This is a genomic window from Sporosarcina sp. FSL K6-1508 (genome assembly GCF_038007465.1).
GTDB classification, from domain to species: domain Bacteria; phylum Bacillota; class Bacilli; order Bacillales_A; family Planococcaceae; genus Sporosarcina; species Sporosarcina psychrophila_B.
Window position 1 is genome coordinate 3,999,131 of record NZ_JBBOXF010000001.1, and the last position, 21,246, is coordinate 4,020,376.

The 21,246-nt window shown below is 38.4% G+C and carries 17 protein-coding genes and 1 pseudogene; 3 read left to right on the forward strand and 15 right to left on the reverse strand.

The window, feature by feature from the left end:
- Positions 1–73: 73 nt before the first annotated feature.
- From MKZ11_RS20670 to MKZ11_RS20685, 4 genes are read right to left on the reverse strand one after another with little or no spacing between them, the layout of a single operon-like run.
- Positions 74–1,186, reverse strand: a complete 1,113-nt coding sequence (locus MKZ11_RS20670) for a GerAB/ArcD/ProY family transporter (RefSeq protein ID WP_340796236.1) — start codon at positions 1,184–1,186, stop codon at positions 74–76.
- A gap of 35 nt (positions 1,187–1,221) precedes the next feature.
- The gene (locus MKZ11_RS20675) at positions 1,222–1,446 is read right to left on the reverse strand and encodes a hypothetical protein (RefSeq protein ID WP_340796237.1); all 225 of its coding nucleotides are present in this window, start codon (positions 1,444–1,446) and stop codon (positions 1,222–1,224) included.
- A 6-nt stretch (positions 1,447–1,452) separates the two neighbouring features.
- A complete protein-coding gene (locus MKZ11_RS20680; protein WP_340796238.1) occupies positions 1,453–2,640 on the reverse strand; it encodes a Ger(x)C family spore germination protein in 1,188 nt (395 codons plus the stop codon).
- Between the two features lie 15 nt (positions 2,641–2,655).
- Complete coding sequence (locus MKZ11_RS20685) at positions 2,656–4,263, reverse strand: spore germination protein (protein ID WP_340796239.1); 1,608 nt, start codon at positions 4,261–4,263, stop codon at positions 2,656–2,658.
- 388 nt (positions 4,264–4,651) lie between these two features.
- On the opposite strand from MKZ11_RS20685, the gene MKZ11_RS20690 reads away from it, so the two are divergent.
- Both MKZ11_RS20690 and MKZ11_RS20695 read left to right on the forward strand, forming a co-directional pair.
- Positions 4,652–5,089 (forward strand): MarR family winged helix-turn-helix transcriptional regulator, encoded by a 438-nt coding sequence (locus MKZ11_RS20690; RefSeq protein ID WP_340796240.1) that lies wholly within the window; start codon positions 4,652–4,654, stop codon positions 5,087–5,089.
- 65 nt (positions 5,090–5,154) lie between these two features.
- Entirely contained in the window at positions 5,155–6,630 is a 1,476-nt protein-coding gene (locus MKZ11_RS20695; RefSeq protein WP_340796241.1) for a DHA2 family efflux MFS transporter permease subunit, read from the forward strand.
- Positions 6,631–6,698: 68 nt separating this feature from the next.
- Here the strand turns inward: MKZ11_RS20695 and MKZ11_RS20700 are convergent, their stop codons facing one another.
- From MKZ11_RS20700 to xylF, 6 genes and pseudogenes are all read right to left on the reverse strand, one after another.
- A complete protein-coding gene (locus tag MKZ11_RS20700) occupies positions 6,699–7,700 on the reverse strand; it encodes a Gfo/Idh/MocA family protein (RefSeq protein ID WP_340796242.1) in 1,002 nt (333 codons plus the stop codon).
- 20 nt (positions 7,701–7,720) lie between these two features.
- On the reverse strand, positions 7,721–9,220 hold the full coding sequence (xylB, locus tag MKZ11_RS20705; RefSeq protein ID WP_340796243.1) for a xylulokinase: 1,500 nt from the start codon (positions 9,218–9,220) through the stop codon (positions 7,721–7,723).
- A gap of 1,151 nt (positions 9,221–10,371) precedes the next feature.
- Positions 10,372–11,694, reverse strand: coding sequence for a xylose isomerase (xylA, locus tag MKZ11_RS20710; protein WP_340796244.1), 1,323 nt, complete (start codon positions 11,692–11,694; stop codon positions 10,372–10,374).
- A 55-nt stretch (positions 11,695–11,749) separates the two neighbouring features.
- Positions 11,750–12,847, reverse strand: a complete 1,098-nt coding sequence (locus MKZ11_RS20715) for a sugar ABC transporter permease (protein WP_340797071.1) — start codon at positions 12,845–12,847, stop codon at positions 11,750–11,752.
- Between the two features lie 62 nt (positions 12,848–12,909).
- Entirely contained in the window at positions 12,910–14,430 is a 1,521-nt protein-coding gene (locus tag MKZ11_RS20720; RefSeq protein ID WP_340796245.1) for a xylose ABC transporter ATP-binding protein, read from the reverse strand.
- 70 nt (positions 14,431–14,500) lie between these two features.
- Positions 14,501–15,598, reverse strand: a pseudogene (gene xylF / locus MKZ11_RS20725) (D-xylose ABC transporter substrate-binding protein).
- 150 nt (positions 15,599–15,748) lie between these two features.
- On the opposite strand from xylF, the gene MKZ11_RS20730 reads away from it, so the two are divergent.
- The gene (locus tag MKZ11_RS20730) at positions 15,749–16,927 is read left to right on the forward strand and encodes an ROK family transcriptional regulator (protein ID WP_340796246.1); all 1,179 of its coding nucleotides are present in this window, start codon (positions 15,749–15,751) and stop codon (positions 16,925–16,927) included.
- A gap of 196 nt (positions 16,928–17,123) precedes the next feature.
- On the opposite strand, the gene MKZ11_RS20735 is transcribed toward MKZ11_RS20730, so the two are convergent.
- From MKZ11_RS20735 to MKZ11_RS20755, 5 genes are all read right to left on the reverse strand, one after another.
- Positions 17,124–17,558 (reverse strand): YugN family protein, encoded by a 435-nt coding sequence (locus tag MKZ11_RS20735; RefSeq protein ID WP_340796247.1) that lies wholly within the window; start codon positions 17,556–17,558, stop codon positions 17,124–17,126.
- A 105-nt stretch (positions 17,559–17,663) separates the two neighbouring features.
- On the reverse strand, positions 17,664–18,284 hold the full coding sequence (locus MKZ11_RS20740) for a GNAT family N-acetyltransferase (RefSeq protein WP_340796248.1): 621 nt from the start codon (positions 18,282–18,284) through the stop codon (positions 17,664–17,666).
- Positions 18,247–18,714 carry a DUF2691 family protein gene (locus MKZ11_RS20745; protein ID WP_340796249.1) on the reverse strand — a complete coding sequence of 156 codons (468 nt, stop codon included), beginning with the start codon at positions 18,712–18,714 and terminating at the stop codon, positions 18,247–18,249. The genes MKZ11_RS20740 and MKZ11_RS20745 overlap by 38 nt, the downstream gene beginning before the upstream one ends.
- On the reverse strand, positions 18,711–19,595 hold the full coding sequence (locus MKZ11_RS20750; protein WP_340796250.1) for an alpha/beta fold hydrolase: 885 nt from the start codon (positions 19,593–19,595) through the stop codon (positions 18,711–18,713). The genes MKZ11_RS20745 and MKZ11_RS20750 overlap by 4 nt, the downstream gene beginning before the upstream one ends.
- A gap of 345 nt (positions 19,596–19,940) precedes the next feature.
- On the reverse strand, positions 19,941–21,239 hold the full coding sequence (locus tag MKZ11_RS20755; RefSeq protein ID WP_340796251.1) for a serine hydrolase domain-containing protein: 1,299 nt from the start codon (positions 21,237–21,239) through the stop codon (positions 19,941–19,943).
- Positions 21,240–21,246 lie beyond the last annotated feature (7 nt).

Here is a 21,246-nt window from a genome sequence, read left to right on the forward strand (position 1 = left end):
TCCTTATCACTAGCTAGACCTAGTGCCATTTCTCTCAAAACTTGATACTTTCGTTAAATGTATCTAGATATTTTCAACTTTCAGGTTCTTGTTTCAAATGCTTCTTTCGTATTCCATAAACTAAAACCAACAATACGGGGATCAAAATTCCGACAACCAATGAAAATGAATATTCCGTTGTTGTAGACATATTTTGTTTATAGACGACATTGGGATAAATTACGAGAGACAGGACCACGATAATTATCCCTAACGGTGTTGTTAAGGAACGGTAATCTCTCAAATGTAAAACTTGTGCGATTCCAAAAACAGTGGCGTAAAAATAAAGAATCATTTTAATATAGAGCGAAATAATCCCAAGTTGGGCCATTAACGCTTCAATTCGCTGTACAAAATTTCCAATACTTATTCTTTTAGCTAATTCATAGGCTGGATAAATCTCTCTCGCAGTCTTATCAGCGCCTAATACCGAAACACTCAAAAATGTCATGCCAATGATGACAACTCCACCAATTAGATTTCCAATTAGAAAATATTTTCTTACCTGTTTAACGTTGTTAATAAATGAAGGAAAAATCATTAATAAAACAATGGCATTTACAGAAGACGTGAAGACAAAAAATAAGGAGGATTGAACAATACTTTTTGGTTCTGCTTCAAACACAGGTTGCAAGTTTTCAAATCGGACTTCAGGTGCGATTAATATTACAAATACAAATAAAAGGATAAAGAATAGGCCAAATAAGATTTCGGCAGATCGGGCGATGGTTTCCAATCCAAGACGGACTCCCATTATCAAAATCCCCACCATAAGAATATTAAGCGCTACCATAGGCGTATTTGGCAACATATGAGTATTTAAGAAATTCCCTGATTGAAATAAAAGACTTGAAGTATAAAGAAGTGACAAAACTATAAATATAAGAGAAGCGGCTTTACCTATCCATTTTCCAAATACTTTTTCATTGATTTGAACATAGGTTAGTTGAGGAAACCAAAGTGCTATCGTGGTGAAAAACCATATGACCAATAACCCAATTCCCGTACCAATTATGGCAGTTATCCAAGCATCTTGCTTCGTGTTGTCCGCGAAAAACGATGGTACTTCTAAGATGCTCGTACCAATCGTAAAAAAGACAACTAGTACCAAAAACTGATTTGAGTTTATTTTAATATTTTGCATCATTTCATATTTTCACCTCACTTATTTCTCTATTTCAACTAACGAAATAGTGTATTATTTATTGGTTTAAAAATGAAAGTTAATAATTCCATTGGGTTTGGAATTGGTTTTCCAAATCCCTGGAGAATGGCTAAGCTTACTCCAATAAAAAGCAGGAATAAAAAAACAACCATTTCTTTTTTATGCTTCTTTTGTAAAAGTAGTGGAACTTCAATCCGTAAAATTACAGCTGCTATCAACAGGATTCCAATACTATTTAACATGTTTAATTAATCCTGTATACTATCTAAAAAAGAATTTTTCACTGTACCCGTACGTCGTAATTTCATATCAACTTTGATGTCCACTGCCAACTCACTATACTTTTCATCCCACTGCTCCTTCAATCTTTTCCACTCTTTGGGATTTGATCGATGAATGGCTTCTCCGAATCCAAAAATATCTGCTTTATAATTTTTTTGGATTGTTTCAATAGTTTGTTTTATGATTTCTTCCACTTCTTCCTCATAAACTTTCTCTAAGGCTTCCATTGTTTTTAATTCTGTCAGATCGATTTGACATTCTACTGCCCCCACATTCCCCTCTGCCTTAATATTGATATCCACTTGAGGCTCGCCTTTGTATGTAGTACCTTTCATAACAGATTTAAACTGAATAACTTCAATTGAAACTTTCCCTTCATCGGGACAAGCTACAGATGTTATTGTTGTTTTTACAGAGTTGGTAATATAGTTAAACCCAATACTTTCACGTTCAGTTAACCATCCCACTAGTTTATCTTTTTTAAACACAGCTAAATAATCATAACGGATTTTGGCAGCAGGAGTAATTGATTCCACATTCAGTTTACTTGAACCCAAATCCTTGTTTCCAGTTACATAAATCCCCGTTATAACAGGGTCCTTTCCTTTACTTATAAGATCTCCAATCAGCTTATCTAATGTAATACTTTTTGATACAGACCAGCTATTTTCAGACGTTTTAAGCGTGTTAAACATTTCATTGGCCGGTATGTTTTCTATAGTTGTTGTGACATTCAATATTTCTGCTGCAGTCCTATCCCTTGCAACACTGACATAAAAATCCGATCGAAATTCCCAGTCTCTTGACAGTAAATCCAAGGATTCTCCTATACCTTCTTGGGCTAACTCCTCGCCAATCACGAGCACTCGTAGATGTCCAGGATATATTTTTCTGGGTGCTTCCATTGTCATTTTCCGTAGAGCCTCATATACGGTTTCTCCATCCTCTTGAAAAAGGGTTATCGTTGAGCGCCCTGAACCAGCTTGCGTAGACACTTCAGAAGGTACAACAACTTGAGCTGTTACCCGAAACCCGTCTTCTACTTTATCGATTCCCATTGCCACCGTAATGGCTAGCTCATTTAATTCCCTTTTGTCCCAACATCCAGTAAGGAAAAGGCTGAGAATCACGAGAATAAATATACTTCTTTTCATCGTTTAAACCCCTTCTTACACCCCATTTTTTGGCGGCATTGGTTTTGCAGCGGTTGAATTTTGTTGTCTAACTTTATTTTGTTGATTGATCAGGCGAGGTCGAGTAATCATTTTCCATCTAGGCAAACGAATAAATGTATCCTCTTGGTCAGAAATATTAAATGGAGCAATTGGAGACATATAGGGGATGCCAAAGGAGCGTATACTGCATAAATGCAGTATAAGAGCAATTAAGCCTACCGTAATTCCAAATAAACCGAACATAGCAGCTATCCCCATAAATCCAAAACGTAGTAACCTAACAGCGATGGCTATGTCGTAAGTGGGTGAAACAAAGCTCGCAATGGCGGTTATCGAAACCACGATTACCATTGCCGCAGAGATTACACCTGCTTCAACAGCTGCCGTCCCAATTACAAATGCACCTACAATGGACATAGCGGATCCAATAGAGCGCGGCATTCTTACACCTGCCTCGCGTAAAATTTCAAAAGTGAATTCCATTAACATCGCTTCAAAAAATGCCGGAAATGGAACACCCTCTCGTTGTGCAGTTAGATTAATGAGCAGTGCGGGTGGTAGCATTGCTTGATGAAAAGTTGTGATTGCAATAAAAAACGATGGCGCGAGTAAAGCAATACCGAAAGAAACAAAACGAAGTAGACGAATAAAACTCGCAATATCTGCACGCTGATAGTAATCTTCAGCGGACTGAAAAAATTGAACAAATAATGCCGGGACAATTAACACAAATGGCGTCCCATCCACCAAAATGGCTATACGTCCTTCTAATAGCGCAGCAGCCACTACATCGGGACGTTCCGTATTGAAAACGGTGGGAAAAGGTGAATACGCCGCATCCTCAATCAATTCCTCAATATTTCCACTTTCAAGAATTCCATCAATGTCTATTCGGTTTAAACGCAAATGGACTTCCTTCACTATTTTGTCATCTACAACACCGTTGATGTACATCATTGCAACATTCGTTTTCGTTCGCGTTCCTATAGTTTTCGATTCCACCCAAAGATTGGGATCTTTCAGTTTCCGCCGAACCAAGGCTGTGTTTACACGTAAATTTTCGGAGAATCCTTCACGGGGCCCTCTCACTACCGTCTGGGCCATCGGTTCCGTTACCCCACGCTCAACCCATTGCTTATTAGAAATGGCTAAAGCTTGTGCATAACCATCAACTAGCAGTATTGTATCCCCCGATAACAAGCTGGTGAAAAGTACATCAAAAGTAGTTACCTCTTTAATTTCCCCTACCGCCATGGCAAACTCTTTTAATACGGTAATGAGATTTTTCCCGGGAGCTACTTTTTTCTCCAAATTATAACTATTGATATCTAACATAAGTGTTTCTAATATGAAGTCTTGTAACGCAGTTGTATCAGTTAATCCATCCGTGTATATTATTCCCGCTTTAATGATTCCTTCTTTTCCAATTTGAATTTCACGAAATACAACATCCGCACTTTCCCCTAGAGCGCCTTTTAGAGTTTGTATATTTTCTTGAAGATTAATTTTCAGGGCATCTTTTTGATTAGGATCCACCGCTTGATTTTGTGAAGGGTTAGTGGCATTTGATTTGTTTGTAGTTTTCTTTTTAAAAAATCGCATATCTGCCCTCCCTCGTTTACTGCTGCAAGTTACATATTACCTTTCAAGTATCAATATTTTTCATCAGTGCCCTCACTTTCTCTTTTGGGAAACAAAAACATATAACTAGTGTAAATTATTAAATTTGGTGAAACGTATCCTTCTCTATTATTTAGCATGGGCTATTTCTCTATTTTTCATACGTCAAATGTAAGCCCCTCATGCCCAAACTGACTATCATTCTTCGGCTACTTCCTCTACCTTCCTTTTATTTAACGCTCTGAACAGGCGTTTATGTTCCAGCTGTCGCACAATTGAAGTCGTAGAAAAAACAGTCCCCAATAAAAAGCGAACGAGTTTTCTTTGACAAGGCTACTTAATATAAGGTAAGGTTAGCAAGCTAATCAATTTGCAAAGGATTGATATTATGATTGAAGAGGATATTCGGATATTGTTTGCGAAAAATGCTGCGAAAATGAGAAAGGATTACGCGGAGTCGTTAAGAGAGATTAAAATCCATGTTGGGCAAGATTATCTACTTTGGCAATTATGGCAGAAAGACGGTTCATCCCAAACCGAGTTATGTGATCTTATGGGCTGTGAACCGCCGACCTTAACGAATATGGTAAAAAAGCTAGAAGAATATGGACTTGTGACAAGAAAGAAAGATTCGTTGGATGCACGAGTAACAAGGGTTTTTTTAACGGAGAAAGGAAGCGCACTTGAATATCCAATCGCAGAAATCTGGCGAAATCATCAAGAAAAAATGTTAACTGACATAAGCGTAGAGGACCGGGTAACACTGAAACGCCTCCTGCGACAAATCGATGTCAATTTACATATATAATTATTTTAGCTAATTACTTAGCCTACTAAACAAATGTTAGTCATTTGAAAAGGGAGTTCGTTTAATTGAAAAGTCAAGAAACAAATACGTTTAAAACTGGCCCGATTTTAACTGTACTTTTAATCGGGGCCATCGCTGCTATTTTAAATCAAACAGTATTAAACGTAGCATTACCAACATTAACGGAAGAATTTAAAGTATCAACGGCAACGGCGCAATGGTTGATAACATTGTATATGTTGGTGAATGGGATTTTCATTCCGATTACGGCATTTTTAATGGCCCGTTTTTCAACACGTCAGCTCTTTTTCACCTCAATGGCTGTTTTTTCCATCGGTACAATCATTTGCGGAGTTGCACCAAGTTTTGCGCTTCTTTTAACAGGACGCGTAGTGCAAGCGATTGGTGCAGGTATTATTATGCCCTTATTAATTAGTGTTGTGTTCCGATTATTCCCAATGGAGAAGCGCGGCGCAGCAATGGGGATTGTTGGGGTTGCTATTATGTTTGCGCCAGCAGTAGGTCCCACGCTCTCAGGGCTTTTAATTACGACTTTATCATGGCGCTTTATCTTTTTCGCCATTTTACCATTTTCACTATCGGCATTAATCGCAGCTTTTTTTGTTCTGAAAAACGTCTCAGAGCCACGATCTGCCAAACTAGATATCTTAGGCGTTATTACTTCAACGTTCGGCTTCGGAGGTGTTTTATACGGGTTTGGTATTGCAGGAAAAGCAGGTTGGGGAAGTATGACTGTTATAATCCCTCTAACGATCGGGGTTATTTCACTTATATTATTTATCATACGACAACTGAATACAGAAGAACCGCTCATTGATTTAAAAATATTTAAATCAGTTGAATTTACATTTTCTATCATTATTAGCTTCTTCGTAAATGGGGTTACATATGCAGCAATGATTTTAATCCCAATTTATTTACAAAGTAATCGTGGCATGTCTGCATTAGAATCAGGTTTATTTCTTTTACCAGGAAGCATTGCCATGGCTATTATGTCACCGATTGCAGGAAAAATGTATGATCGATATGGCATCAAGTGGTTAGGTATTTTCGGCACTATTGTACTTGTCGGAACGACCGCAGCTTATACTAATTTGACTTATACAACAGGAATCATCTTACTTGCCTTTATTTATCTCGTTCGGTCAATTGGGCTCACTTTCTTAACGATGCCACTTACGACTGCCGGATTAAATTCATTGCCAAGTAAATTACACGGTGATGGCACAGCTATGCAAAATACGCTCCAGGCCATAGCAGGCGCAATTGGTACAGCCGTTATGACAACTATTATGACGACCCAAACGAATTTATTTGTAGCGAAAGAAGTTGAAAATACAGCAGGATCAAATTCGTCATCCGAACAGTTGGGGATTATTTCATCGGATGGATTACTACATGGTATTAACTATGCTTTCTTAGCTGCTACTACATTTGCGATTATTAGTCTAATTGCAATGATTTTGCTGGCGATTTCAATTACGAAGAAAAGTAAAAATGCGGTTGCTGAGAAAAGCTAAGTTAAAATCACCTGTGCGATAACCTAATCATGATTGGTTAGCGCACAGCGTTTAATGTGAAGTTATTATTATAAATGTACCTTCACTTCCACAATCTTCCCTGATTGAATGGATTGATAACAAGCATCTATAACACGCATATTATTGATCGTTGATTGTCCTGAAATTGCAGGATCCGTATTAGTTAAAATAGCTGCAGAAAAGTGTTCAATTTCCAATCGATAGATATCACCATATACTTTTTCTTCACGGATAGTTCCGTTCCCTTGAACAAGGATAGAACCTATACCGTCATTCGTATCTGGGCGAAAAGCCAGAGGAACTTTGATCGTGCCTTTTGTTCCCACAATCTCATATTCATTTCTTTCGGTCATATCGAAGCTACAATCAAAAATAGCAGTCAAACCACTATCCAGCTTTAAATACCCATAGGTACTAATATCAATCCCTGATTCAGGCTCAATTTCTGCAATGGCGTGTACCTCCACCGGCTCTGCACCCGACAGATGACGAATTACTTGGATAGAATAACAACCAACATCGTATAGGCTACCCCCGCCCATATCCTTGTCCATTCGAATATCATTACCACGGTTTTCTAAATTAAAAGAGTGGCTTGATTTTATTAATTTAAGATCACCGATTTCTCCGGAAGCTATAATTTCTTTCACCCGCTCATGTTGTGGATGTAACTGGTACATGAACCCTTCCATGAACTTCACATTTTGCATACGACAACCTTCTACCATTTCGGTAGCCTCAATAGCTGTTAGAGCTGCTGGCTTCTCGCAAAGTATGTGTTTGCCTTGCTTGGCTGCTTTATCCACCCACTCCTTATGTAAGTGATTAGGAAGAGGGATATATACTGCATCTATTTCGGGATCATCCAGAAGTTCTTCATAACTTTCGTATGCTTTAGGTATATTTAATGCAGATGCAATTGCATGTACTTTACTTCCCCGACTTGAAATTGCAACTACTTCTGCATTTTCCGCTCGAAATATAGCCGGGATCACCTGTGTTTGTGCAATATTTGCTGTGCTTAAAACTCCCCAACGAATTTTATCCATCGTAGCATTCTCCTTTATTTTTATTTCCTAAATGACTTTAACTCCTCATTCAGTATCTTTGTTTGTGAATAAACTTGTCTGTAAATTGTAAATAGCGCTTTATACTTTTCTACATTTTCTTTTACTGGTTGATATATTTTAATCGGTTCGATAAACACATCTGCACATTGGTTTAAAGATTCAAACCAACCACATCCATACGCTGCAAGCATCACAGCACCCATACCGGGACCTTGCTCACTTGATAACTTCACAATTTTCGAATCGAAAATATCAGCTTGCATCTGTAACCATGTTTCATTTTTCGAACCGCCTCCGATGGGGACAATTGTATCTATTTCCTTTCCATTTTCTCTAAAGATATGAATAGATTCATTTAATGAAAACGTTATCCCTTCAAGGATTGCCCGAACAAAATCCTTTTTTGTATGAGCAGAGTCCATCCCAATAAAACTAGCACGGATAGAAGAATCAGCATGCGGGGTCCGTTCTCCTACTAAATAAGGTGTGAAAATCAGTCCGTTTGCTCCAATCGGTATACGATCAACACTATCTAGTAATTCGTCGAAGTCCTCATTTTCAGCAAAAACACGCTTGAACCATTCAAGACTATGCCCAGCAGCTAAAGTGACCCCCATTGTGTAGTAGGCATCTTCTTTTCCATGATTAAAATAGTGAACTTTCCCATCAAAGTTACGGTTTTTAGATTCCTCATAGGAAAGAATTACACCAGATGTTCCAATACTACATAACGTCTTTCCTTCTGATAAAATCCCCGAACCAATGGCTCCACAAGCATTATCTGCACCGCCTGCAAACACTTTTGTTAACTCAAATAGCCCTGTTTCATTTGCAAATTCAGGCGTAATTGTTCCAATATATTCATGTGACTCTACAAGTGGGGGACAAATTGATTTATCAATAGCAAACAGTTCACACATTTCATTACTCCACATTTTTTTACTCACATCTACTAATAATGTTCCTGCTGCATCGGAGTAATCACTATGTATTTTTCCCGTCAAACGATAACGCAAATAATCTTTAGGTAGCATAAAGTAAGCGATCTTTTCAAAAATGTTACGCTCATGTTCTTTTACCCATAAGAGTTTCGGTAAAGTAAAGCCTTCCAAAGCAGGATTTTTAGTGATTTCAAGTAACTTTTCTTTGCTCACAATGTCATAGATCTCTTGACATTGTTTCGTTGTTCGCGTGTCATTCCAAAGAATAGCATGACGCAATAACTCGTTATCTTGACCTACTAATACAAGTCCATGCATTTGACCGGAAAAGCTGATTCCTTCTATTTCTTTCGGATTTCCTTCGAATTGTTGCACAAGTTCTGAAAGAGCTTCTGTTGTTTTTTTCACCCACTCTTCCGGATCTTGTTCACTATATCCTGATTTCAACTGAATGAGTGGATACGGTTTCGAGATTTCCTTACATACTTCCCCCTTCTGATTCGTAAGTAGAACCTTTACTGCGCTTGTGCCCAAATCAATTCCAATCACATATTTCATTTTTCACCCTCATTCCTTTTGATAAAGTAAGGACATGCGATATATTGAACAAATGAATACGGCATAGGCGCTTTACAATGGATAGAATCAGAATTCCTGCTATTATCGCTTCGACGCTTTGTGGATGCCTCCCGCGTTAAGCCGGAAAGGAGAGCACTTGGGAGGGATTGAATTGCATCCCTCCTTGCTCTTATCGCTCCGGCTACCACGGAGACCCGCCTTCGCTGGATAGTCTATGTGAAAGCGCATTTCGTTTTCAGGGGTGGGACCTACAACCTGGAGTGGCATAAATCGATTGAATGTGATCAACGAATGTCCCAATACAGGAGTAATGAATTAAATATCCTGCTAATATCGCTTCGGCGCTTTGTGGATGCCTCCCGCGATAAGCCGGAAAGGAGAGCACTTTCAGTCTTATAGCTCCGGCTACCACGAAGTCGCGCCTTCGCTGGATGGGCTATGTGAAAGCGCATTTCGTTTTCGGGGGTGGGACCTACAACCTGGAGTACCATAAATCGATTGAATGTGATCAACGAATGTCCCAATACAGGAGTAATGAATTAAATATCCTGCTAATATCGCTTCGGCGCTTTGTGGATGCCTCCCGCGATAAGCCAGAAAGGAGAGCACTTTCAGTCTTATCGCTCCGGCTACCACGAAGTCGCGCCTTCGCTGGATGGGCTATTTGAGAAAGCGCATATCGTTATCTGTAATGAAATCTGCAACCCGGAGTGCGTCTTCCTTGAGTATAATTATATATGTTGAAATACTGAATCCGGTGTATAAACTGAGCGAAGGCGCCTTACAGGGGTAGCCGAAGCCATAAGTCTAGCGGCGAAGCTGCTCGGCTTATGGCGGGAGGCATCCCCTAGCGCCGCAGCGGTTCAATGGAATTTTTTATAGTATCAACTAGTAATTACCTTATACTCTCGCCATCTACATCTCAAAATCACATTTTTCTTGATAATGAACACCCTAGCCCAGGCTTAAGGCGAAAGGCATCCCCAAAGCACCAAGCGTTCTACAATCCACTCCCCGAATTACAACTCTCTCATTAGTGAGCGCCACAGCGGATTCAATGGGATTCTTTAAACCAACATATATAGCAGCCATTTATGCTGATTCTACTACGTCCCAATTTAATATAACTATTACTCTGAACTCACGGATAATAAATATTGGTTTATTGTAGCCCTTAGACGTTCCGTTCTCCCAGAAGTATTTTGAATGTCTCCTAGTTGCAACGCGTAATCTTCTAATTTACGGAAATCGGTGTTTCCCTCTATGATTTCCTTTCCAATTCCATGGTTATAGCTGTCATACCGCTTTTCAATAAACTCTTCCAGCACTTTATCGTCAATTAACTTTTGAGCAACTTTTAGTCCTATTGCAAAGCTGTCCATACCTGCAATATGCGCATGGAATAGGTCCTCTTGTTCAAATGAACCTCTTCTAACTTTAGCATCAAAGTTTAATCCACCCCGACCTAGTCCACCATTTTTCAATACTTCATACATCGCTAAAGTAGTAGCGTATAGGTCCGTTGGAAACTCATCCGTGTCCCAACCGAGTAATCCATCTCCTTGGTTTGCATCCACTGAACCTAACATGCCATTAATACGGGCCACACAAAGTTCATGTTCAAATGTATGTCCAGCTAAAGTTGCATGGTTTGCTTCAATATTAAATTTGAAATGATCTTGCAAATCGTATGATTGTAAAAAAGCTAAACTTGTTGCAACGTCAAAATCATACTGATGCTTCGATGGCTCTTTCGGCTTTGGCTCAATTAAGAATTGACCATTGTATCCAATTTCCTTGGCATAATCGACTGCCATGTGGAAAAATCGCCCTAAATTATCAAGTTCAAGCTTCATGTCTGTATTCAGTAAGGTTTCATAACCTTCACGTCCCCCCCAGAACACATAGTTTTCAGATCCTAAATCCTTGGCGATTTCCAAACCTTTTTTCACTTTTGCTGCCGAATAAGCAAATACATCAGCATTGATGGAAGTGGCAGCCCCATGAACAAAACGAGGATGTGAGAACATATTTGCTGTATTCCATAAAAGTTTAGTATTACTCGTACTCATATATTCTTTAATCATCAATACAATTTCGTCTAGATTTTTATATGTTTCCCTAAGATTTTCTCCTTCTGGAGCTATATCGATGTCATGGAAACAGAAGAATGGTACATTTAATTTCTCAAAAAATTCAAATCCGGCTTCTACACGTGCCTTTGCTAAATCCATCCCTTTAAATTTATCCCAAGAACGAATCATATTTCCACTGCCAAATGGATCTGATCCATCCATCGTAAATGTATGCCAATAGGCAACGCCGAATCTCAAAGTGTCTTCCATAGACTTGCCTGCTACTTTTTCCTCTGGGTTATAATATTTAAATGCAAGTGGATTCGTAGATTTATGTCCCTCATATTTAATTTGATCAATGTTTTCGAAATAAGTCATGATAAATTCCTCCACAAACTTTATATTTTCAAAACTATACCGCTATGATACTTGTTTACTTTTTACTAGCAATATCAATCCAGACTGCAACAATCAAAATTAAGCCCTTAACGATGTATTGCCAGAACGTTTCAATATTCAACATACTCATCCCATTATCGATACTTGCCATAATTAGTGCACCGATAAGGGCACCAACTACCTTCCCTTTTCCGCCCATTAAACTCGTTCCACCAATAACACAAGCCGCGATTGCATCAAGCTCATACATATTACCCGCATTAACAGTAGCTGCATTTAATCGACTTGTTAAAATCACACCCGCAACTCCCGCAAGAGCGCCCATTGATATAAAAACCCATAATGTATTACGCTTAATGTTTATGCCTGAAAGGGCCGCTGCTTCTGCGTTTCCACCAATTGCATAAACGTATCTGCCAAACGAAGTTTTATTAGAAATAAAGATAAAGATGGCCGCTAATAGAACCACAATTAATATCGGCGTTGGAATCCCATGGTAGCGATTTAACATATACGTAGCTAGTAAAATGAAAAACGAATAGACTCCAATTTTCCCATAGTCAATTAGCTGTGTTGGAAGTAATAAGCCCATATCTTTTCTTTTAGATCGATTTCGTACCGTCCAAAATATCAGTATTCCAATACTAACTAATGCTAATAGATAGCCTAAACCAAATGGAAAATAACTATTACTAATCTCCTTAAAACCATTACTCATCGGGGCTATCGTTTGCCCTTTACTTAATCCAATAAGGATGCCACGGAAAATAAGCATTCCACCTAGCGTGACGATAAATGCTGGAACTGCTCTGTACGCAACCCACCACCCCTGCCATGCGCCAAAAATTGCACCAACTACAATCGCGGCAACGACAACAGCAAATGTATTCCAGTCATACCAAACATGTAAAATCGCAGCAACTCCACCAGTTAAACCTACTAATGAACCGACAGATAAATCAATATGTCCCGCTACTATGATCAATGTCATACCAATTGCTAAAACAGCTACTACAGACATTTGGGAGAATAAATTGGACATATTACGTGAAGATAAAAATTCACCACCAGTGAAAAATCCGAATATAGCAGCAATTAACACCAATGCAATAATAAGCGTGTACGCCTGCATATCCAACTTAAAACTTAAACCTCTTTTTTCGTGAGTATCTGTATCAGCTGTTGGTTGAGTGTTCACGATATCTTCCCTCCCGTTGCACACGTCATAATTTTCTCTTGGGTTGCTTCCTCTCTTAAGAACTCCCCTGTAATTTCTCCTTCTGCCATCACAATAATTCTATCTGACATACCTAGCACTTCAGGCAACTCAGATGAAATAATCACGATTCCAACTCCTTGATTGGCCAACTCATTTATTATTTTATAAATTTCATACTTTGCTCCAACATCAATTCCTCTAGTCGGTTCATCTAGAATCAAAACTTTGGGATTAGTTAATAACCATTTGCTAAGTACAACCTTTTGCTGATTTCCACCGCTTAGTTGACCAACTAACGCTTCTAAATTTGGGGCTTTCAGATTCATTTTATATGTAATATCCCCAGCACTCTTTACTTCTAAAGCGTTATCAATTACCTTAATTTTCATCATTTTATTCAATGCGGCAAGCGTAGTATTTTTAGTAATATCCATTCCTAAAACTAATCCATAACGCTTTCTATCTTCAGAAACATATGCAAGCCCGTCTTTAATAGCATCCGCTGGACTTTTTATATTCGTTTCTTTCCCATCAATCAAGACAGTGCCCGTTTGATTGCCTTTTAAACCTCCAAACAAGCTGATAAATAGTTCTGTCCTGCCAGCACCCATTAATCCCGAAAATCCAAGGATTTCACCTTTTTTAAGGGTAAATGAAACATTGTCAATCACTTTTTTCCCCACACTATTAGTAACAGAGTAGTTTTTCACATCGACTATATTTTCATGGCTTATAGCACGAATTTCATATGGGAAAAGCTCAGTTAATTCGCGTCCTACCATCTTCGTAATAATTTTTTCCTCTGATAGTGCTTCAATTGAATCTGTACTAACAGATTGCCCATCTCTTATGATCGTGACAGAATCCGCTAACGCCATCACTTCACCAAGTTTATGGGAAATATAAATGCAAGTGACTCCTTTTTTACGAAGGTCATTTAATAGATTCATTAAAATGTCGACGTCACTTTCCGTTAATGCGGCTGTTGGCTCATCTAATATGAGAATATCCGTTTTTCGAGTCAATGCCTTCGCAATTTCAATAAGCTGTTGTTTTCCAACTGTTAATTCTCTTACTTTTGTTTGAGGATCGATATCCAACCCTATATGATCTAACCACTTTTGGGCCTCCGCATAAATTTTATTCCAGTCAATAATTTTCGCTCTCATTAAGTCATGACTTAAAAACAAGTTTTCTGCGACTGTCATTTCTTCTACAAGTGCAAGCTCTTGATAAATTATTGCAACACCTGCGTTTTGAGATTCTTTAATCGACTTGAACTGCACATTTTCACCATTGATTAGGATTTCACCGTCATATGTTCCTTGTGGATAAACTCCGCTTAATATTTTCATTAAGGTCGATTTCCCCGCACCATTTTCACCGCATAAAGCATGAATTTCTCCTTTACGCACAGAAAAAGTAACATTATCTAGAGCACGAACACCTGGAAACTCTTTTGTAATTGCCTTCATTTGAAGCGCATAATTTCCCATTACAGCTTATCACCTCTTAATATAGGTAAATTTAAAGGGGGACTCATCCCCCACTTTTATAAAAGTTAACTTATGGACGTGCTGGACGATCGCTTTCTGGAACGTTTTTATAAACTTCGTCATACGTATGGAAACCATCCTTGATCACTGTATCAATGATATTTTCCTTACCCACTTTGATTGGATCAAGTTTAATAAAGGGCACATCAATTTTGCCGTTATTTACAGTGGAGTCTGACGGGATTTCCTCTCCTTTCGCCAGTTGTACCGCTACTTCTGCAGATTTGATTGCAATCGCTTTGATAGGTTTATAAACTGTCATTGTTTGAATTCCTTCTGCAATACGTTATACACCAGCTAAATCTGCATCTTGCCCTGAGATAACTACCTTGCCAGCCAATTCTTGAGCATCTAACGCCTGAATTGCACCACCGGCTGTATTATCATTGGAAGCAACAATGGCATCGATATCATTTTTGTTCGCTGTTAAAGCGTTTTCCATTATTTTTAGTGCTTCACTTGCATCCCAGCCCTTGGCCCATTGATCGCCGATTATTTCAATGTTTCCACTATCAACGAGTGGCTGAATAATATTCATTTGTCCTTCTCTGAACATTTTGGCATTATTATCCGTTGGCGACCCGCCCATTAGGAAGTATTTTCCTTCTGGCACTTTTTCAACTAGGTATTCAGCTTGCATTTCACCTACTCGTACGTTATCAAATGACACATAAGCATCAACATCTGAACCATTTACGAGACGATCATAAGCTAATACAGGAATCCCTTCATTTTTTGCTTTATCAACAACGGGTGATAAAGCATCCGAGTTAATCGCGATAATGACTAATACATCAATTTCTTGCGATAACATATTTTGAATTTGTGACAATTGTTTTTCCTCATCACCATTTGCAGATTGAACGATTACTTCTGCGCCAAGTTCTTCAGCTTTTTCAACAAAGAAATCCCGGTCATGTTGCCAACGTTCTAACGTTAAATCTGAAACAGAAAGACCAATCTTGAGCTTTGCATCGGACTTCCCCCCCTTGTCAGACTTATCGCCACTCTCATTTCCACCACTAGCATCTTGGCCACAAGCCGCCAATAAAAGTAAAACCAGTAAAATAGAGATAATAGAATGTAACCCCTTACATTTTCCCAACATAAAAAATCCCCCTTTTCAAAATTGTCTAATTATAGACTGTATTGAAATTTTACCACCGCAAACTTAGTTTGTCTATCGAATAAACTAAGTTTACTGTATAATACCTAGTAATGACTGAAAAATAATTATAATAGAGAAGATGGTGAGATAATGAAACGAACTTCATGGAATCAACATGTTGTCAAAAAAAAGAACAAAGAAATGGTTTTACAAAAAATTATTGCACTCGCTCCAATATCCCGCGCTGATATCGCTCAACGATCTGGTTTAAACAAAGCTACCGTTTCTTCACTTGTAAGTGAGCTAATCCAAGAGGAACTCATTTTTGAATCTGGACCTGGTGAGTCGAGTGGAGGTAGACGCCCCGTTATGTTGTTGTTTAATAAGAGCGCTGGTTATTCAATCGGTATTGATATGGGCGTTAATTATACTTTTGGCATTATAACTGATTTAGTAGGTAACGTTATCTATGAAAAAAATCATCCTATCCATAAACCACTTTCGTTTGATCAGCAAATTCGGCTGCTTATAGAAACGATTGGTACACTAATCGATCAAACACCTAAAAGTAGGTATGGGGTCATAGGTATTGGAATCGGCGTTCCCGGAATTGTTGGGATTAACGGAAGGGTGTTACTTGCTCCAAATTTAAAGTGGAAAGATATTGACTTGATGAAAATTCTTAAACGTGAATTCGACTATCCGATCCTTGTTGAAAATGAAGCAAATGCAGGTGCCTATGGAGAAAAAAGATTTGGATCTGGACAGGAGAGCAACAACATAATCTATGTAAGTGCAGGGATTGGAATTGGTGCGGGGTTTATTTTAGATGGTGAATTATTCCGAGGTAATAATGGATATGCAGGCGAAAGTGGCCATATGACGATTGTAAAAGACGGAAAAAAATGCGAATGTGGGAATACGGGATGTTGGGAAGCTTATGCCTCTGAGCATTCATTATTGAAACAGGCCAAGGATTTCGTGCATTTATCCGAAGCAACACTTGAACAACTAATTGATTTTGCTGAAGCTGACGATAAAGATTCGATTGAGCTTTTCCAAGAGATTGGCAGCTATATGGGCACGGGAATGGCTAACTTAATAAAAACCTTTAATCCTCAACTCGTTATCGTTGGAAATAGGCTTGCAAAAGCTAAAGATTGGATAGAAGACCCAATTGTAGAAACTATAAAAAAAGAGTTACTCACCTTCCACCAAACCGATATGAAGATGAAATTTTCCAAACTATCCACGTACTCAACTGCACTAGGAGTATCTGCTTTTGCTATTGAAGAATTTCTTAAGACTGATCAGGCAGAAAATACTTAGGCAGGGTCAGTCGACAAACTAATACAAAATGGGGAACTGTTAATACGCTTTAACACTTTCGCACTTGTTACCCCCCTATCCATCCCTGTTTTGATATAACATGGCCCACAACATAAATGTTGTGGGCCAATTATTTTAGTGACTCTGACGGGTTTAGGGGGGATCAAAATCATCCCCCTCTTTATGAACTTTCCATTTAACTAGACTTTAGATGAGCTTGTGCATACAGACACTCAATAAGATCATTTACAGCGACTTCACCTGCATGGATCCATCTGTTTTTATCAATGATTTTGCCGTCTGTATCAATCGGTTTCTGAAATTGACTAAATCCTGTTGCGTCTATTAATGAACTTTCATCACTATCTAGACCGACGTGCACGACATGCTTGATCACGTAAGACGTACCAAATTCAATGGAAGCATCATATTCATCAAGTTCTCCTTCCGTTACGATAAAAGGAATTCGGATATAGATCGTTTCACCGCCTTCGCGGCATAAAATATGATCGAAGCTTCCTTTATGATAGTCCCAGTTTCCACCCAAATGATAGCCAAGCCCTCGAATACAATCACTTACTACACCAAAAGAAGCCCTTTGTCCATCAAGCTCCGTTTGTAATTTCAACATATTTCTCCCTCCTTCTGCTATGTTCCTTAAACAGCATTCACAATTGAAGGAGGAATAATACTTCTAATAATCACAAACAGGCTTTACTAATTTACGTATTTGATCTTACCTTTCTATCCAAAATCGTCTAACTACAGTTCCATCCTCTTCCATAAAGCTTTTGTCTTCAATGCCGCCATTCTTTACTATCGTTTTTGCAGAGCCAATATTGTCAGCATTGCAAGTTACTAGAACTCTCTGGATTCCCAATTCATCACATCTTTTCAATGCCTCAGCCAGAATCCGTGTCGCATGCCCTTTTCTTCGTTCTGTCGGTCTCACACCATATCCGATATGTCCACCGACGTTATGTAGATAATCTGTCAAATCATGCCGTATGTCGACCATGGCGAGCACCCGTTCATTTTCATCCACCAAGAAGTAGTTCGTACTGGGCACCCATTTTCCATCGCCCTTTTCCCGGATTTTTAAAGTTTCTAAATAGACTTCATAGTTCTCATAACCAGCTAGATTAAAACTACTCGGCGTCATCCGTGGTTCATCCCACTCATTCATGTAAGCTTCATGCTCGTTTTTCCATTCGATGGACGGTCTCACCAATCGCATACCTATTCCCCATTTCTTTTTTTGATAGCTGTTATTCGTCAAAAGAAATAATGTGTAATGATTATTCATTTTCCATAAAACATTACCATACAGACAGACGATTCCTTGCGTCACTCTCATCTTGAATTACTACAATGTTCTCGTAACCAGCTCCATTTGCCTGTTCAAAAATTAACTGGATTTGTGCCATGTCTTTACTGTAAATAGTCACATTTACACAATCCACGATTAAAATAACAAATGTACATTTACTCATTACAAATTCCTCGTATGTCTCCACATTTTCCGCTCTAACATTTCTAGGAAACCCCTTCAAATCGGTGAAAATTAAGTAGTAAAGATTGTCCGACAATCTTTTCTGTAGTATCTTTCCATCAATGAAACGTTCATTTTCGTCAAATAACGAAGCCCCAAACTCGCCATTTTTGATTATGTAGGCTTCCCCGCCAGCGTTATACCAGTTCAACTGGGACATGTTTACACATGATAAAATATGTTGCAAATATTGTCCGGGATTGTTTGGGATTTCAAAGGTAATTCCTCTAATCACTTTTCAGCTCCCTGTATTAGGGTATTAAACTTGGGTAACAAATCGTCATGAATCGTAGATTTTACAAAATCCCGAAATTCTTCCTCTTCCTCAACAAAAGGATTATGATTACTTTCTTCAAAAGTTGTGAAACTTGCATGAGGTATTAAATTAGCTATTTCTACTCCATATTCATAGGGACATTGCGCATCATATTTTCCGGCATATATATAAGTTGGCAAGGTAACATTAGATAATCTTTTTCTCAAATCATAAGTAGGGAACTCCTTCTTCATAAAATAATTTAAACGGTCTCCTACCGTTTTCCCACTGTTTGGGATAGTTAGGGCCTTCTCAAGTTTTTCCGCTGAATAAAAAGACATTGAAGCCCATTCACGATTTATTTCTTTACGTATTTCAATAGGAGTCCTAGGATCATTTAATTGGTTCATAATTTCCATAATACGATCAAAGTTAGGATTTTTGCGGCAATAGATACTACTAGGATTTGCGGCATATTCCTTGCTCGCACTTGTTCCACCAGCAATTATTTTAGTAAGTGCATCGGGTACTTGTATAGCATATTGAAGAGCTAACATCCCTCCTGTCGAATGACCTCCAACTCCCCACCTTTCAATGCCTAATGCCAAACGAATTGCTTCTAAGTCATTCACAGATTCGATCAAACTATATTGTGATTCATCTTCAGCCTCAATAGAATTTCCGCAGCCCCGTAGATTGATTAAATAAACCCGATAGTTTGTAGTGAAAGGATTTGCAAATGTATTCCCCCGATTATCATAGGCGCTGTATAAATGTGTAACACATAACGGAACTCCTTGACCCTTTTCAAAAAGTTCAAAAGTGCCTCTTGCAGTATCAATAAATCGTTGAATCCACATATTCAATCCTCTTTTCGTTAATTATTTTATCCTGCTGGCTCTTTTTAGGTTCTTTTTAAAAGAATGTTTCAATACAAATTTTATTCTATATGGTTACCTGTATTTCTTCTACTTATGAAATTTATCAATCTACTCTGCTTCCTTTTATGTTTAACTGTTTTAATCAATTGCTTGTCTTTCGGATGACGTTTCAGAGACTGATTGTTTAAATTTTATACTTGGACATATAAATTTCACCAAAGAATAAAGTTAATGAGTCCTTTATCACAAGCGGATTTTGTAAGTAGTTTTCATTTTAATTTAGATAGACTTTTAACTTTTAAATTATATTCTTATTGAAATTACTCAACTTTTCTTCATCAGCATTCTAAGCCCAATAAATAGAGCCCATGCATTGTTTTTTTCATCCAAAAAGAACCGAATTGGCTTTTCAAGTAGCTTCATAACAAGTGTTGTCTCATTACTTGCTCGAAGTGCGTAGGTTTTATTATCAATGGTTGCTACCAGAGTTTGATCTTCTAATAAAATGGCAACGTGGGAGCCTTCAACTGATATATATGTCCCAACCAGTCGCTCTTTTTGTTCATTACTCATTTCAAAATGAGGCTCTGTACTTCTCTTTTGTTCGATTGGGATACCTAATGCTGTATTTATAGCAGCTAGCCAAATCGTGTCGGCACTTACACCGCCCATATTCGTTAAAACGACAGCAACAATTCCCTTTTCTGGAATGAAACCAAAATTAGAGGATACACCCGGCTGACCACCGCCATGTTCGACTAATGTAACCGCTGAGTAATTTGGAGTCGTTTGAAGGGCAAACCCATAAAAGCTCTTACCATTTGTTTGTTGAACGGGTTGTGTCATTTGTGAAGTATACGTCCTACTGACAATATTCCTTTCAAGTACATCCACATATATGTTTCCGTATTTCAACAAATCAACTACCGTCGATCGAATACCCCCTCCGACGGCGTAATTTCCTAACGTCGGCCATGGACATTCTACTGGCTTACCGTCCGCCAGCACATATGGTGTTGTGACATTTTCAAAACTTTGTAATTCAAGAAGATTGTATGTCGTTCTGGTCATATGTAAGGGGTTTATAATTTGTTTATTGATATATACCTGATAATTTTCACCAGTTATTTTTTCAATAATGGCGCCTAGTAAGATAAACATATCGTTGTTATAGCACATATATTGCCCTGGCTTCCCTACCCAGCTCCATGCCTTTTCGTTTAAATAGTGAAGATGTTCATCGAATTTCGTGAGTTGTTCCTTTCTCTCCATTGTTGCCAGACCTGTTGTGTGAGACAGTAGATGACGAATTTTTATATCTTCTATATTGGCATAATCAACTAATTGAAATTCAGGAAGATGTTCGATAACAGCGTCTTCAACCTGTAAACGCCCCTCTTCTACTAGTTTCATAATAGCAAGCGCGGTAAAAGATTTTGTAATCGATGCAATTCCAAAAATCGTTTCTGGGGTGACCGGCTCATTTGTTTCAAAATTCCTTGTCCCAAACCCTCGCTCATAAATTGTTTGTCCGTTTTTAGAAAGTGCAACCGCAACTCCCGGTATTTGTTCCTTTTCCATTACTTCCTCTACGAACTTTTCAAATGGTTCCCACTGTATCAATTTTATC

Coding starts and splice junctions, on each gene's coding strand:
- MKZ11_RS20735 (WP_340796247.1), bottom strand. CDS start 17,558: ATGTTGAAATTACAAACGGAGCTTGATGGACAAAGGGCTTCTTTTGGT.
- MKZ11_RS20685 (WP_340796239.1), bottom strand. CDS start 4,263: ATGCGATTTTTTAAAAAGAAAACTACAAACAAATCAAATGCCACTAAC.
- MKZ11_RS20740 (WP_340796248.1), bottom strand. CDS start 18,284: ATGAGAGTGACGCAAGGAATCGTCTGTCTGTATGGTAATGTTTTATGG.
- MKZ11_RS20730 (WP_340796246.1), top strand. CDS start 15,749: ATGAAACGAACTTCATGGAATCAACATGTTGTCAAAAAAAAGAACAAA.
- MKZ11_RS20720 (WP_340796245.1), bottom strand. CDS start 14,430: ATGGGAAATTATGCGCTTCAAATGAAGGCAATTACAAAAGAGTTTCCA.
- MKZ11_RS20700 (WP_340796242.1), bottom strand. CDS start 7,700: ATGGATAAAATTCGTTGGGGAGTTTTAAGCACAGCAAATATTGCACAA.
- MKZ11_RS20715 (WP_340797071.1), bottom strand. CDS start 12,847: ATGCAGGCGTACACGCTTATTATTGCATTGGTGTTAATTGCTGCTATA.
- MKZ11_RS20675 (WP_340796237.1), bottom strand. CDS start 1,446: ATGTTAAATAGTATTGGAATCCTGTTGATAGCAGCTGTAATTTTACGG.
- MKZ11_RS20680 (WP_340796238.1), bottom strand. CDS start 2,640: ATGAAAAGAAGTATATTTATTCTCGTGATTCTCAGCCTTTTCCTTACT.
- xylB (WP_340796243.1), bottom strand. CDS start 9,220: ATGAAATATGTGATTGGAATTGATTTGGGCACAAGCGCAGTAAAGGTT.
- xylA (WP_340796244.1), bottom strand. CDS start 11,694: ATGACTTATTTCGAAAACATTGATCAAATTAAATATGAGGGACATAAA.
- MKZ11_RS20750 (WP_340796250.1), bottom strand. CDS start 19,595: ATGTGGATTCAACGATTTATTGATACTGCAAGAGGCACTTTTGAACTT.
- MKZ11_RS20670 (WP_340796236.1), bottom strand. CDS start 1,186: ATGATGCAAAATATTAAAATAAACTCAAATCAGTTTTTGGTACTAGTT.